A 14,308-nucleotide genomic window follows, 5' to 3' on the forward strand; every position below is an offset into this window, starting at 1 on the left:
CCGGGGGGCTCCGGTCAAGAACTCATGATCAAACCCCCCGAACGGAGAGAAGTTGTCACGTCACGCAACGCTGATGCACGCCCGGACACCGACGGACAAAACGGCAGCGGACCGGGCCGCGCGGCGTGTCGGCCCTACTCAGCGCGGCGGCCCGTACGCACCCGCCGACGCGCCACCCGGCGGCCGTGCGCGTACCCGCCGGTGCACGGCCGACCGGCTGTGACGCAACCCTCTGCGCCGCGACGCTCGCCGGAGCCCACGAGGGCACCAATCCCCCCGATCGGGTGGGTCAGCGGGCGCCCGACGCCAGTGCCGCCGCCACCAGTGCGGCGTTGTCGGGCGCGGGCGAGCCGTCGGGCAGTGTCAGCGTGTCCTCCAGCCCGACGCGGCTGTGCAGGCCCCGACCTACCGCCTCGGCCAGCACCGGCCAGGTCGCCGGCCCCTCGGCATGCAGCAGGACCGGTGGGCTCCCGGCCGCATCGGAGGGCAGCGCGGCCAGCATCGCGGCGGCGTCCGCAAGCGCCACCGCCCGGTCCTCGGCCATGCACTCGATCAGGATCCGCCCGGCCGGCACCCGCCACCGCGCGTACGCCCCGACCGCGTCGACCGTCCAGAGTCCCGCCTCGACCATGACGCCCCGCTCGTGCAGCGCCGTCGCCACCGCCTCCGCGCCCGGCTCGTGAGCGTTGACCGAGGCGAAGTCGGGCAGCACGGTCCAGGCCCGGACCGCGGCCACCCGGGCGGCCGGCTGCGCCTCGATCCAGGCTCCGGTGCTCACTCCCACCGGCAGCCCCGGCCGGGCGGCCCGGATCGCGTCCAGCGCGGCGGCGACCACCAGTGGGTGCAGGGACTCGCGGCCGGCGGCGTCCCTGGGATGCACGTGCACCGCCCCTGCGCCGAGCCCTGCGCAGCGGGCCGCGTCGGCCGCCAACTCGGCCGGGGTGACCGGCACCGCCGGATGCTCGTCACGCCCTCGGGCCCCGTTGAGGCACGCCTTCAACACGAAGTCTCCCCCCGCCCACCGCCGGGCTCAGCGGCCCTGCCGCCACACGCCGCCAACACGGGCCCCACCGACGATCTCAGCGCTCCGTCGCGACGCGCCCCCAGCACGAGGTCCCACCGCCAGGGCTGCGGCCCTGCCGCCACGCCTCCAGCGCGGCGTCCTACCGCCGGGCTCCGCGGCCCGTCGCGACGCTCCTTCAGCAGCGGGCCCTTTCCGCGAGCCGGTGCTCCGCTCACCCGGGGGAGCGGTTGTCCCGGTCCAGCTCGCCCTCGGCGTCGGCGAGCGCGTCCGCGTCGATCTGCTCGGCGAACTCGGCCGCCTCGGCGCTCTGCGCCGCGAGCGCGTCCTTCACCGCCCGGATCGCCACGCCCGGCGGGTAGCCCTTGCGGGCCAGCATGGCCACCAGCCGCCGGAAGACCGCGTCCGGCTCGCCCCGGGCGGTGCGCAGCTTCCGCTCGACCAGGGCGCGGGCGGTCTCGGCCTCGGTCTCCTCGTCCAGCGTGCCGAGCGCCTCGCTCGCGACCTCGCCGTCCACCCCGCGCTGGCGCAGCTCGTTGGCGAGCGCACGGCGGGACAGACCCCGGCCGGAGTGCCGGCTCGACACCCAGGCCCGGGCGAAGGCGGCATCGTCGATGATGCCGACCTCGTCGTAGCGGTCGAGCACCTCCGCCGAGATCTCGTCGGAGACGCCTCGCTTCGCCAGCGCCCCGGCCAGCTCGGCCCGGGTGCGGGGCCGGACGGCCAGCTGGCGCAGGCAGATCTCCCGCGCCAGCTCGGCCTCGTCGCGCGGCGGGGCCGGGGGCGCCTCGGGGTCGGTGTCGTCGGTACGGCCGCGCCGGGCCCGACGGGGCCGGGGCGCGCTGTCGTCACCCGCGCGGGCGGGGCTGGCATCCCAGCCCCGCCCGGTGCGGGCGCGTCGTCCTGCCATGGGTCAGGGACCGGTCAGAAGTCGACCGGCGGCAGCTCCGGGCCACCGGCGGCGTCGCCCGCGCCCACCCCGACGCCGAGCTTCTCGAGGATCTTCTTCTCGATCTCGGCGGCGACATCCGGGTTTTCCTTGAGGAACTCCCGGGCCTTCTCCTTGCCCTGGCCGAGCTGGTCGCCGTCGTACGTGTACCAGGCGCCGGACTTGCGGATGATCGCCTGCTCCACGCCCACGTCGATCAGCGAGCCCTCGCGGGAGATGCCCTTGCCGTACATGATGTCGAACTCGGCCTGCTTGAACGGCGCCGCGACCTTGTTCTTCACGACCTTGCACCGGGTGCGGTTGCCGACCACGTCGGTGCCGTCCTTGAGGCTCTCGATGCGGCGCACGTCGAGCCGGACCGAGGCGTAGAACTTCAGCGCCCGGCCGCCCGTGGTGGTCTCGGGGCTGCCGAACATCACGCCGATCTTCTCGCGGAGCTGGTTGATGAAGATCGCCGTGGTGCCGGTGTTGTTGAGCACACCGGTGATCTTCCGCAGCGCCTGGCTCATCAGCCGGGCCTGGAGGCCCACGTGGCTGTCGCCCATCTCGCCCTCGATCTCGGCGCGCGGCACCAGGGCCGCCACCGAGTCGATCACGATGATGTCGATCGCGCCGGAGCGGACCAGCATGTCCACGATCTCCAGCGCCTGCTCGCCGGTGTCCGGCTGGGAGACCAGCAGGGAGTCGGTGTCGACGCCGAGGGCCTTGGCGTATTCCGGGTCGAGCGCGTGCTCGGCGTCGACGAAGGCGGCGATGCCGCCGGCCCGCTGGGCGTTGGCCACCGCGTGCAGGGCCACCGTGGTCTTACCGCTGGACTCCGGGCCGTAGATCTCGACGACCCGGCCCCGGGGCAGACCGCCCACGCCGAGCGCCACGTCGAGCGCGATCGAACCCGTCGGAATCACCGAGGTCTGAACGACCGGACGCTCTCCCAGCCGCATCACCGAACCCTTGCCGAACTGCTTGTCGATCTGAGCGAGAGCAAGGTCGAGTGCCTTCTCCCGGTCGGGCCCTGCGGCCATGTTTGCCACCCCTGCCTTCGCCGGCGTCTTTCCTGAGCTTCGCGTCACGCGGACACGCTAGGCGCTGGGTCCGACAGAAAACCAGCCGACCGGCCGTGAGCTGTGGACGAGCACCCCGCTGTGGACAATAGCCGAACAGGTGTACGAGGCGACAAGCGACACGCGGAAGCCGCGAAACGGCTGCTCAGCGTAGTCGCGCGGGCACCCGGTCGGGATAGGCGGCGCAGACCGCGCGCCACACCACGTGGGTCTGCTCACCCGACGCCAGGGCCTGCTCGACGGTCCGCCCGCCGAGCTGGGAGAGCACCTGGTCGCGGGCGATGCTGGCCGCGTAGCCGGGGCCGAACGCCTCCTCGAGCCGGGTCCAGAAGTCGGTCAGCCGCACGTGATCAGTCCTCCTCGTCCGGTGCCCCCACCGGCACCGGCCGCAACGCTAGCGTCACCAGGGGCACCACCGCGACCGCCGCGAGCCCGGTGAGCACCGGATAACCGGCCGCCTCCACGACAAACCCGCTGACCGCCCCGGCGGCGGCACCGGCGAGCCCCATGGTCAGGTCGGAGAGCCCCTGCACGCTCGGCCGGATCCCCACCGGCACGGACTCCGACAGCAGCGTCGAGCCCGCGACCATGGTCCCCGACCAGCCCAGGCCGAGCAGGAACAACCCGACCGAGAGCCAGGCCGTGTGGTGCCCGGCCGTGCCGGCGACCGCGCACGCCGTGAGCAGCAGCCCGACGCCGCCGAGGATCACCGCCCGGCGACCGACCCGGTCGGTGAGCCAGCCCGCCACCGGGGCGAGGGCGTACATGCCGGCGATGTGCAGGCTCAGCACGAGACCGACCACCCGCAGCACGTCGGCGTCGTCGTGCCACTCGTGCAGGCGCACCGGGGTCATCACCATCACCGCGACCATGACCAGGTGGCCGACCGCCACCGCGACGATGCCGAGCCGGGCGGCCGGCCGCGCGCGTACCACCGCCCAGGCGGCCCGCATGCCCGCACCGCGCCGGGCGGTCGGCCCCGGCGCGACGACGGGGGCCGCCGGGGTGCCGGCCGCCGCCAGCCGGCGCGCCGTGAGCAGCGGGTCCGGCCGCAGCAGCGCCAGGATCGCCCCGGCGGCCAGCACGAGCGCGACGGCGCTGAACGCGAACGGACCGGCCAGCGTCGGCAGCCCCCAGCCGCTGGTGGTGCGGTCGGCGAGCGAGGCGAAGTTCGGCGCGGCGACGGCGCCGAGGGTGGTGGCCCAGACGATCAACGAGAGCTGGCGGCCCCGGCGCGCCGGCTCGGCCAGGTCCACCGCCGTGTAGCGGGCCTGGAGGTTGGCCGCGCTGCCGCCGCCGAACAGGAGCATGCCGAGGAAGAGCAGCGGGACCCAGCGGGTCACCGCGGCGAGGACCACCAGGGCGCCGCCGGCCGCGCCGGTGAGGTACGCGACGACCAGGCCGGGCCGCCGGCCACGCACGGTCATGATCCGGGTGACCGGCACGGCGAGCAACGCCCCGCCCACCACGGCGGCACTGCTGACCAGGCCCGCGACGGCGGTGCCGGCGACGTCGGAGGCGAGCAGCGCCCCGACGGCGACGCCGATGGTCACCCCGATCCCGCCGACGATCTGGGTGACGAAGAGCAGCCGCAGGGTACGCCGCTGGATGGGCGCGACGTCGGCGGCGACGAGCGGCGCGGCGAGGTCGGTGGCCATGGCGGCTCCTTCGAGGTAAGGGGCGAGGTGCCATCTCATCCTTGCGCACCCGCCCCGCCACCCGGCAGCCCGTCGACGTTACAACCCGAGGCCCCGGCCGATGATCTCCTTCATGATCTCGGTGGTGCCGCCGTAGATCGTCTGCACCCGCCCGTCCAGCCACGCCTTCGCCACCGGGTACTCCAGCATGTAGCCGTAGCCGCCGTGCAGCTGCACGCAGCGGTCGGCGACCTTGTTCTGCAGCTCGGTGGTCCACCACTTCGCCTTGGCCGCGTCGGTGACCGAGAGCCGGCCGGCGCCGTACTCCGCGACGCAGTGGTTGACGAAGGTACGGGCGATGGTGACCTCGGTGTCCAGCTCGGCCAGCAGGAAGCGGTTGTGCTGGAACGCGCCGATCGGCCGGCCGAACGCCTGCCGGGAGCGGGCGTAGTCGAGGGTGACGGCGAGCAGCCGCTCGGCGGCGGCCACCGCGACGACCGCGATGCTGAGCCGCTCCCGGGGCAGGTTGGCCATCAGGTGGTAGAAGCCGTGGTTCTCGGTGCCGATCAGGTTCTCCGCCGGCACCCGGCAGTCGTCGAAGAACAGCTCGGCGGTGTCGTTGGCCTTGAGCCCGACCTTGGCCAGCCGTCGGCCTCGGGAGAAGCCGGGGGTGCCGCTCTCCACCGCGATCAGGCTCACCCCGTGCGCGCCCTGCTCCGGGGCGGTACGCACGACCACGACCACCAGGTCGGCCATCTCCCCGTTGGTGATGAAGGTCTTCTGGCCGTTGAGCACCCAGCCGTCGCCGTCGCGGACCGCGCTCGTGCGGATCCCGGCCAGGTCGGAGCCGGCGCCGGGCTCGCTCATCGCGATCGCGGTGACCAGGTCGCCGGAGCAGAACCCGGGCAGCCAGCGCTTGCGCTGCTCGTCGGTGGTCAGCTCGGTCAGGTACGGCGCCACCACGTCGTTGTGCAGGCCGAAGCCGAGCCCCGTGCAGCCGCTGGCGACGATCTCCTCGTCCAGCACGGCGTTGAACCGGAAGTCCCGCTGCCCGCCGCCGCCGTACTCCGCATCGACGTCCATGCCCAGCAGGCCGGCCGCCCCGGCCCGGCGCCACACCTCGCGGTCGACGATGCCGTCGGCCTCCCAGCGCTCGTGGTGGGGCACCGCCTCGCGGGTCAGGAACTCGCGGCACAGCTCGCGGAACTCCTCGTGGTCGCGCTCGTAGAGATGCTGCTCCATGGCGGCAAGTGTGGCACCGCTCACCCGCCCTGCCCAGGGGCCGCCCACCCGGCGCACACGCTGCGTACGCCGCCACCGACGCTGCCGCGGCCCAACCGGCCGTCCGCCGGTCGGGCCAAGGCGAATCTTGGACAGTTGCCGCTCGCGGCGAGCGGCAACTGTCCAAGATTCGCCTTGGGGGCTCCCACGAGGCCGGGCGGCGGAGGGTTACTGTGCGGGCGTGACCGACGTACGGGGATTGGTGGAGGAGTTCAACGCGGCCTGGGAGCGGGGGGACCTCGACGCGGTCGTCGGCTTCCTGAGCGAGGACGTCACGTACTGTCCCAGCGCCTGGGACGGGCCGGCCGGCACGGTGCGGGGGCGCGACGCGGTGCGCGCGGTCCTCGCCAGCCAGCTCGGTCCCGGACCAGGCCCGGCCCTTGGGGCGGTGTGGGCGGACGGCGAGCGGGCGGTCTGCGAGTGGGCGTGGGCGCCGGCCGAGGACGGTACGGTGCTGCGCGGGCTGGACGTCTACCGGGTGCGCGACGGGCGGATCGTCGCCAAGGACGTCCACGGCAAGATCACGACGCCGGACTGACCGCCGACCGGCGGGCACCGGCCGGTCAGCCGGCGAGGGCGCGGGCGGCCACGGTAAGGTCGGCGACCAGCCCCTCGTACGCCTTGTCCTGGTCGTCGGCGCGCAGCACGGCGGACGGGTGGATGGTGGCCAGCAGCCGGGCCGGCGGGGCGTCCGCGACGGCGCCCGCGGAGTCCACCGGCACCCGCCGGAAGTCCTCCGGGTGCTGGGCCGACTCCGGCCAGGGCAGCAGCTCGCCACGCTGGCGGGTGACCCGGAACGTCGGGCCGAGCAGGGCCTTTGCGGCGGTGGCACCGAGCACCACCACGATCTCCGGGCGGAGCTGGGCAAACTCGGCGACCAGCCAGGGCCGGCAGGCGGTGACGTGCACCCGGTCCGGGGTCTGGTGGATGCGTCGCTTGCCGCGCAGCTCGAAGCGGAAGTGCTTCACGGCGTTGGTGAGGTAGATGTGGCCGGGGTCGAGCCGGGCGTCGTCGACCGCCCTGCGCAGCAGCCGGCCGGCGGGGCCGACGAACGGCAGGCCCTTCTGGTCCTCCAGGTCGCCGGGCTGCTCGCCGACGAAGACCACCCGGGCGCCGGCGTCGCCGCGACCGAAGACGGTCTGCGAGGCGTCCCGGTGGAGCTCGCAGCCCCGGCAGCCGGCGGCGGCGGCGCGCAGGTCGTCGAGGGTGTCGGCGCGCGGCGGGATGAACTTCTGCGCGCCCGGCGCGGTCTCGGTCTGCTCGGCCATGGCGACTGTTCTACCCGGTGCGGGAGGGAACACGCGCGGGGACCCGCCGGGAGGGACACGCCGGTGCGCACAAAGTGGACGGTGTGGGCGGAGTGCCGACGCGGCGTCGCCCACCCCGGGCCGTCCGGGGTCGCGGCAGGCTCCCCGCTCACGCCGTGAAGCCGGCGGCGGGGGTGGGCCGGACGGCCCGGGCCACGGCCTCGGCCAGGTCCGGGATCTCCGCCTCGTCGAGCGAGCTGACGGTGATCCGCAGCGCCGGCGGGCCGGCGATCCGGTGCAGCGCGCCGGGCGCGACCGCCCAGCCGGCGTCGCGCAGCGCGGTCAGCACGCTGGTCTCGTCGTCGACCGGCAGCCAGACGTTGATGCCGCTGCGGCCGTGGGCGACCAGGCCGTGGCCGGCGAGCGCGTCGATCAGCCCCGTGCGCCGCCGCTCGTAGCTGCCGGCGGCCCGGTCCACCAGCTCAGCCACGGCGGGGTCCCGCCAGAGCGCCAGGACGAGCCGTTGCAGCACGGTGGAGACCCAGCCGGCGCCGACCCGGGCCCGGCCGGCCACCCGGGCCACGGTGGTCTCGTCGCCGACCAGCACGGCCAGCCGCAGGTCGGGGCCGAACGGCTTGCTCACCGAGCGGACGAAGGCCCACGCCGGGGTCGCCCCGGCGAGCGGGTGCAGCGGTACGCGGGCCAGCTCGGCGGCGTGGTCGTCCTCGATCAGCAGCAGGTCGGACCGGCCGGCGAGCAGGGCGCGCAGCTCCCCGGCCCGCTCGGGGGAGACCGCCGCGCCGGTGGGGTTCTGGGCCCGGCTCGTCACGATCAGCGCCCGTGCGCCGGCGGCGAGCGCGGCGGCGACCCCGGCGACCAGCGGACCGTCGTCGTCGACCGGCACGCCGATCGGCCGCAGCCCGAGCGCGGCGACCAGGTCGAGCAGGTTGGCCCAGCCCGGGTCCTCGACCGCGACCGCGTCGCCGGGGCGTAGGTGCGCGCCGAGCAGCCGCTCGATGCCGTCCAGCGCGCCGCCGGTGACGGTCAGCTCCGTCGCCGGTACGCCGTCGGCGGCCAGCCGCTCGCGGGCCGCCTCGGCCAGTTCGGGCAGCACCCCGGCCGCGGGGTAGCCGACCGGCTCCCCCGCGACGGCGGCGAGGCCGGCGAGGTGCGCCCCGAGGGGCGGCAGCAGCCGCACGTCCGGCTCGCCCCGGGAGAGGTCACGCAGGCCGGGGGCGGTCGGCGGGCGCAGCGCGGAGCGGCGGGACGCCACCGGCGGCCGGGGCCGGACCCGGGTGCCGTGCCGGCCGGCGGTGACCACCAGGCCGCGCTGGCGCAGCTCCTGGTAGGCCCGGGCCGCGGTGGCCGGGCTCACCGCGAGTTGGGCGGCGAGCTCCCGCACCGGGGGCAGCGCGTCGCCGGGGGCGAGGGCGGCGGAGCGGATGCCCGATTCGATGCTGGCCGAAATCTCGGCGGCCGTCGTACCGGCCACCTGATAGCGTGCTGACACAAATCAGGGATTGTACTAGAACAAAGGTCGAGCCATGTACGCACCCACCGACCGGACCACCGCCAGCCGCTCCCGGGAACGAATGAGCTACGACGAGGCCGCCGCGCACGCGATCCTCGACGAGGCGTACGACTGCGCGCTCGGGTTCACCGTCGACGGCGAACCCCGGGTGCTGCCCACCCTGCACGTCCGCGTCGGCGACACCCTCTATCTGCACGGCTCCACCGGCAGCCGGCCACTGCTCGCCGCCCGGGGCGACGGACTGCCGGTCTGCGTCGCCGTCACCCTGCTCGACGGCCTCGTCTACGGCCGCTCGCAGTTCCACCACAGCGCCAACTACCGCTCGGTGGTCGCCCACGGCACCGCCCGCCTGGTCACCGACCAGCGGGAGAAGCTGCGGATGCTGACCGCCCTGGTGGAGAAGGCCGCCGCCGGGCGCAGCGCCGACAGCCGTCCGCCGTCGCGCCGGGAGCTGGCCGAGACGGCCGTGCTGGCCCTGCCGCTGCGGGAGGTGTCGGTGCGCGCCCGCACCGGCGGCGTACGCGACGAGGAGACCGACCTCGCCCTGCCGCACTGGGCCGGCGTGGTGCCGCTGCGGCTGACCGCCGGGCTGCCCGAACCCGACGCCGGGGTGACCGTGCCGGTGCCGGCGTACCTGCGGGAGCGGACGTCGCCGTGGCTCGACCCGGCGGTGCTGCGCGGGGAGCACGTGCTGCTGGAACCGCTCGACCTCGCGCACGCCGACGAACTGCACGCCGCGACCGCCGACCCGGAGGTCTGGCGGCACCTGGGCAGCCCGCAGCCGGCCGACGTCGCCGGCACCGCCGACGGGATCGCCACCGCGCTGGCCGCACACCGGCGGGGCGAGCGGGTGCCCTGGGTGCAGCGCTGCGCGGTGACCGGGGCGGTGGTCGGCACCACCTCCTTCTACGAGGTGGACCCGGAGCGCCGGGCGGTGGCGATCGGCTACACCTACCTGGGCCGGCCCTGGTGGCGCACCGCGATCAACACCGAGGCGAAGCTGCTGCTGCTCACCCGCGCCTTCGAGGAACTGGGCGCGGAGCGGGTGGTCTGGCACACCGACGTCCGCAACGAGCGCTCGCAGCGGGCCATCGAGCGCCTCGGCGCGTCCCGCGAGGGGGTGCTGCGCCGGCACCGGCTCCGCCCGGACGGCTCCTGGCGGGACACCGTGCAGTATTCGATGATCGTCGACGAGTGGCCGAACGCACAGGTCACGCTCCGGGAAAGGCTTCGCCGGACGGCACCCGTGGCCCCATGATGGCGGGCGTGCTGGGCATCACCGACATCTGGACGTACGTGCTGGGCACCGTGGCGATCGTTCTGCTGCCCGGGCCCAACTCCCTCTTCGTGCTCTCCACCGCCGCGCAGCGGGGCGTGGCGACCGGCTACCGGGCGGCCGGCGGGGTCTTCGTCGGCGACGGGATACTCATGTTCCTCTCCGCCGCCGGCGTGGCGTCGCTGGTCCAGGCTTACCCGCCGCTCTTCCTGGTGATCAAGTACGCCGGCGCCGCGTACCTCGGCTATGTGGGGTTGACGATGCTGCGCGGCGCGTGGCGACGCTGGCGGACCCGCAACGACCCGGCCACCCCGCGGCTCATCGACGCCGCGGAGCCGGCGGCGCTGCGCAGCCCCTTCCGCAAGGCGCTGGTGATCAGCCTGCTCAACCCGAAGGCGATCCTCTTCTTCGTCTCGTTCTTCATCCAGTTCGTGGACCCGGGCTACGCCTGGCCGGCGCTGTCGTTCCTGCTGCTCGGGCTGATCGCCCAGGTCACCAGCGCGCTCTACCTGACCGCGCTGATCTTCACGGGCACGTTCCTGGCGGCCCAGTTCCGTCGGCGCCACCGCCTGGCCGCCGGCGCCACCACGGGCGTCGCCGCGCTCTTCCTCGGCTTCAGCCTCAAGCTGGCCACCGCCACCGCCTGACCCGGTCGGGTCAGGTGCCGTCGCCACCGCCGGAGCGTCAGGTGCCGTCACCACCGCCGGAGCGTCAGGTGCCGTCACCGCCGCCGGAGCCGCCGACGCCGGCTCCGCCGGCCGTGCCGCCCAGGCCGAAGCCGGGGTGGATCGGCTCGTCCGGCGGGCGGCTGACGTGCGCCGACCCGGAGAGGGTCGCAGACCAGTCGGCGTGCGCGGCGGCCGCGGCGTGCCGGTTGATCGCCGTACGCAGCCAGGCGTCCACGGTCGCGATCCAGTCCCGCTGGTCGGCGCCGACGTGCCAGACCCGGAACCGGCTGATGCTCTGGTGGGTGATCCCGGCCAGGGCCAGCCGCCGGTCCAGCCAGAGGATCACCTCCAGGCCGGCCGGCTCGGCGATGAAGATCAGCTCCAGCTCGGTGATCGGCCCGGCGTAGAGCGGCGCCACCCAGTAGCCCAGCCGCTGGTGCAGCGGCAGGGTCTGCGCCACCCCCGGCAGCCGCCCGTCGACCAGGCCGGCCTGGCGCATGCTGAAGCCGAGCGTGTCGAGGGCCGCCAGGACGTGCGCCTGGGTGGGCAGCGGATGCACGAAGACCGGCACCATCGCGCCCTGGTCGAGGCGGGGCTCGACCGCCACCTCCGTACGCAGCCCCATCCGCAGGCTGAGCAGGGGCACCCCGCCGAACACGGTCACCGGGGTCTCCCACGGCAGCGGGAACTCGAACGGGATCGACCGGCCCCGCCCGGCCCGCAGCACGAACGCGTCGGCCACCGTCGCCTGGTGGAACTGCACCAGCCGACGGGGCGCCTCCGGGTCGTCCGGCTCGGCCGTGGTGACCAGGCCGAGCCGGACGTGCAGGACGGGTACGTCGGTGGAGCCGGCGACGACGGTGACCCGCCCCGGCAGCCGCAGCCCGGGACGGGTGCTCGCGTTGGCCAGGGCGGTCCGCACCGACAGCCCGGTCCAGTCGGACTCGGGCGACACCCCCGTCAACCGCACGGCACTCCCCCGTCCACGACTGGGCCGGCCCTGCCACCTACGGCCGCCGACCCCGCGCGTGGGGTCACCCCTGGCGTCGCCGACCCGGCGGGTGGGGCCACCCCCATCGTCGCGGACCCGGCGGGTGGCCGCCCCGACTTCGACGAAGAGCGGCCACCTATCCGGTTTCACCTCATGCGTCGACCGCGCGGCACCGGGTCGGTCTCGTCGTCGAACTCGCCGATGACCTCCTCCAGCAGGTCCTCCAGCGCGACGAACCCGACCGGCCGGGTCGGCCCGCCACCGTTGCGCACCAGCGCGAGCTGGGACTGCCGGGCGCGCATCTCCGCCACGGCGTCGCTCACCGACGCCGAGGCCGGCAGGGTGAGGGCGTTGGTCATCAGGTCGCCGGCGGTGACCGCGCGCCCCGTGGTGGTGGCCCGCACCGCCTCCCGGACGTGGACCAGGCCGCAGACGTCGCCGTTGGCGTCCAGCACGGCCAGCCGCGACCGGCCGCTGTCCCGGCTGACCTGCTCGATCCGGTCGGCGCCCTCGTCCCGGCGCACCGTCACCATCTGGTCGAACGGCTCCATCACCTGGGCCACCGTAGTGCCCTGCAACTCCAGCATGCTGGTCAGCATCTGGTGCTGCTCCGCGCCCAGCAGCCCGTGCTCGCGCGACTGCTCCAGCAGCATGCGCAGCTCGTCCGGGCCGTGCACCTGGGCGAGCTGGTCCTGCGGGTTGACCTTGACCAGCCGCAGCATCGCGTTGGCCAGGGCGTTCATCACCGACAGCAACGGGCGGGCGACCCGCGCGAAGGCGCGGAACGGCAGCGCCAGCAGCACTGCCGAGCGCTCCGGGTGGGTGATCGCCCAGGACTTCGGCGCCATCTCCCCGACCACCAGGTGCAGGAAGGTGACGAGACTCAGCGCGAAGATCAGCGCGATCACGTGGCTCGCGGCGGTCGGCAGCCCGACCGCGTGCAGCAGCGGGCTCAGCAGGTGCTCGATCGCCGGCTCGGCGAGCGCGCCGAGCCCCAGGGTGCAGAGCGTGATGCCGAGCTGCGCGCCGGCGAGCATCAGGGACAGCTCGCGTACGCCGTCGAGCGCGGCCCGGGCGGCCCGGCCGCCTCCGGCGGCCGCGTGCTCCAGCCGGTAACGCTTGCTGGCCACCAGGGCGAACTCGGCGGCCACGAAGAAGCCGTTCAACGCCAGCAGGATCACCGACGTGAAGAGTGCGATGCCGGGGCTCATGCGGACACCTCCCCGGGCTCGGCGATCCGCAGTCGGACCGAGTCGGCCACGTGCCTGTCGACGGCCAGCACCTCGACCAGGGCGCGCGGTTCCTCCGCGCCGTCCTCGCCGTCGGCCGGCAGGCTGATCTCCAGCCGGTCACCGACCTCGGGGACCCGTCCCAGCTCCCGCATGACCAGGCCGGAGAGCGTGTCGTACTCCGGCGCCTCGGGCAGCGAGATGCCGGTGCTGTCGGCCACCTCGTCGATGCGCCAGCGGGCCGGCACCACCCACGAGCCGTCCTCCTGGCGGGCCGGGGCGCGCTCTGGCGGGTCGTCCTCGTCCCGGATCGGGCCGACGAGTTCCTCGGCGATGTCCTCCAGCGTGATCACGCCGGCGAAGCCGCCGTACTCGTCGACCACGCAGGCGAGCTGCCGGTGGCCGGAGCGCAGCCGGTCCAGCACCGTCGGCAGCGGCAGTGTCTCCGGCACCAGGAGCGGGGGGCCGGCGACCGCGCTGACCGGGGTGCTCGCGCGCCGCTCCGGGGGTACGCCGAGCACGTCGGCGATGCCGACGACGCCGACGAGGTCGTCGACGCCCTCGGTGCCGCGTACGGGGAAGCGGGACTTGCCGGTGTCGAGCAGCTCGACCACCCGGCTGAGCGGCTCGTGCGCGCGTACGGTGTGCACGTCGACGCGGGGCACCATGACCTCGCCCGCGGTCAGCCCCCGGAAGTCGAGCCCCCGGTCGAGCAGCGTGGACATCTCGTCGGTGAGGTGCCCCTCCTGGCGGGACTCGGCGATGATCTGTTCCAGGTCCTGCGGGGTGGCGCCGCTGGGCAGCTCCTCGATCGGCTCGATGCCGACGCGGCGCAGCAGCCGGACCGCGGCCCGGTCGAAGAGCTTGATCAGCGGACCGGCGACCTTGAGGTAGATCAGGGTGGAGCTGCTCAGGGCCTTCGCGAGGGGCTCGGGCCGGGCGATGGCGAGGTTCTTCGGGGCCAGCTCGCCGAGGACCATCTGCACCACGGTGGCGAGGGTCAGGGCCAGGGCGACCGAGAGCGGGAAACTGACGGCCGTGGAGACGCCGGCCACCCCGAGCAGCTCGGCCAGCCCGGCACCGAGGAAGGGCTCGGCGACGTAACCGACCAGCAGGGCGGTGACGGTGATGCCGAGCTGCGCGCCGGAGAGCATGAACGACAGCCTCGCGGTCACCTCCAGCGCCCGGGCGGCGGCCTTGTCGCCGTCGTCGGCCAGCTGCTTGAGCCGGCCCCGGTCCACGGCGACGTAGCCGAACTCCTGGGCCACGAAGTAACCCGTGGCGACGGTGAGAACGATGATGAGTAGAAGACCAACGACGATCAACACGGGTCGCTCAGGGCTCCCGGGGTCGTCGGGGTCGGGATACGCCGGGCACGACCCGGCTGGCTACTGCTGCCCTCCTGGGCAGAAGAGTC

14 protein-coding genes are annotated in these 14,308 nt (G+C 74.6%); 3 read left to right on the plus strand and 11 right to left on the minus strand.

The genetic code is table 11. The annotated features are described in order from the left end of the window. Positions 1-289: 289 nt before the first annotated feature. From ABZ573_RS09295 to ABZ573_RS09320, 6 genes are all read right to left on the minus strand, one after another. Positions 290-1,003, minus strand: a complete 714-nt coding sequence (locus tag ABZ573_RS09295) for a 3-keto-5-aminohexanoate cleavage protein (protein WP_358117035.1) — start codon at positions 1,001-1,003, stop codon at positions 290-292. Positions 1,004-1,235: 232 nt separating this feature from the next. Further along, positions 1,236-1,931, minus strand: coding sequence for a regulatory protein RecX (locus tag ABZ573_RS09300; protein ID WP_358117038.1), 696 nt, complete (start codon positions 1,929-1,931; stop codon positions 1,236-1,238). 14 nt (positions 1,932-1,945) lie between these two features. Then, positions 1,946-2,992, minus strand: a complete 1,047-nt coding sequence (recA, locus tag ABZ573_RS09305; protein WP_311414238.1) for a recombinase RecA — start codon at positions 2,990-2,992, stop codon at positions 1,946-1,948. A 184-nt stretch (positions 2,993-3,176) separates the two neighbouring features. After that, positions 3,177-3,377 carry a DUF3046 domain-containing protein gene (locus ABZ573_RS09310; RefSeq protein WP_151453943.1) on the minus strand — a complete coding sequence of 67 codons (201 nt, stop codon included), beginning with the start codon at positions 3,375-3,377 and terminating at the stop codon, positions 3,177-3,179. 4 nt (positions 3,378-3,381) lie between these two features. After that, the gene (locus tag ABZ573_RS09315; RefSeq protein ID WP_358117041.1) at positions 3,382-4,689 is read right to left on the minus strand and encodes an MFS transporter; all 1,308 of its coding nucleotides are present in this window, start codon (positions 4,687-4,689) and stop codon (positions 3,382-3,384) included. A gap of 78 nt (positions 4,690-4,767) precedes the next feature. After that, complete coding sequence (locus ABZ573_RS09320; RefSeq protein WP_357577348.1) at positions 4,768-5,910, minus strand: acyl-CoA dehydrogenase family protein; 1,143 nt, start codon at positions 5,908-5,910, stop codon at positions 4,768-4,770. A gap of 220 nt (positions 5,911-6,130) precedes the next feature. Here ABZ573_RS09320 and ABZ573_RS09325 point away from each other — a divergent pair, with 220 nt between their 5' ends. After that, a complete protein-coding gene (locus ABZ573_RS09325) occupies positions 6,131-6,487 on the plus strand; it encodes a nuclear transport factor 2 family protein (protein ID WP_358117044.1) in 357 nt (118 codons plus the stop codon). Positions 6,488-6,512: 25 nt separating this feature from the next. Here ABZ573_RS09325 and ABZ573_RS09330 read toward each other — a convergent pair whose 3' ends face one another. Next, entirely contained in the window at positions 6,513-7,217 is a 705-nt protein-coding gene (locus ABZ573_RS09330) for a UdgX family uracil-DNA binding protein (RefSeq protein ID WP_151453939.1), read from the minus strand. 148 nt (positions 7,218-7,365) lie between these two features. Beyond that, positions 7,366-8,706, minus strand: coding sequence for an aminotransferase class I/II-fold pyridoxal phosphate-dependent enzyme (locus tag ABZ573_RS09335; RefSeq protein ID WP_151453938.1), 1,341 nt, complete (start codon positions 8,704-8,706; stop codon positions 7,366-7,368). Between the two features lie 34 nt (positions 8,707-8,740). Here ABZ573_RS09335 and ABZ573_RS09340 point away from each other — a divergent pair, with 34 nt between their 5' ends. Then, a complete protein-coding gene (locus tag ABZ573_RS09340; protein WP_358117048.1) occupies positions 8,741-9,985 on the plus strand; it encodes a bifunctional pyridoxamine 5'-phosphate oxidase family protein/GNAT family N-acetyltransferase in 1,245 nt (414 codons plus the stop codon). Further along, positions 9,982-10,650, plus strand: coding sequence for a leucine efflux protein LeuE (gene leuE / locus ABZ573_RS09345; RefSeq protein ID WP_311414232.1), 669 nt, complete (start codon positions 9,982-9,984; stop codon positions 10,648-10,650). The genes ABZ573_RS09340 and leuE overlap by 4 nt, the downstream gene beginning before the upstream one ends. 64 nt (positions 10,651-10,714) lie before the next feature. Here leuE and ABZ573_RS09350 read toward each other — a convergent pair whose 3' ends face one another. The 3 genes from ABZ573_RS09350 to ABZ573_RS09360 all read right to left on the minus strand — a co-directional run bounded on the left by ABZ573_RS09350 (position 10,715) and on the right by ABZ573_RS09360 (position 14,219). After that, complete coding sequence (locus ABZ573_RS09350) at positions 10,715-11,641, minus strand: sporulation protein (RefSeq protein ID WP_358117053.1); 927 nt, start codon at positions 11,639-11,641, stop codon at positions 10,715-10,717. A gap of 167 nt (positions 11,642-11,808) precedes the next feature. Continuing rightward, entirely contained in the window at positions 11,809-12,873 is a 1,065-nt protein-coding gene (locus tag ABZ573_RS09355; protein WP_151453934.1) for a hemolysin family protein, read from the minus strand. Next, positions 12,870-14,219 (minus strand): hemolysin family protein, encoded by a 1,350-nt coding sequence (locus ABZ573_RS09360; RefSeq protein WP_151453933.1) that lies wholly within the window; start codon positions 14,217-14,219, stop codon positions 12,870-12,872. Before ABZ573_RS09360 ends, ABZ573_RS09355 begins: the two co-directional genes overlap by 4 nt. Between the last annotated feature and the right edge of the window lie 89 nt (positions 14,220-14,308).

This window comes from Micromonospora sp. NPDC007220, assembly GCF_040634035.1.
Lineage (GTDB): Bacteria > Actinomycetota > Actinomycetes > Mycobacteriales > Micromonosporaceae > Micromonospora > Micromonospora reichwaldensis.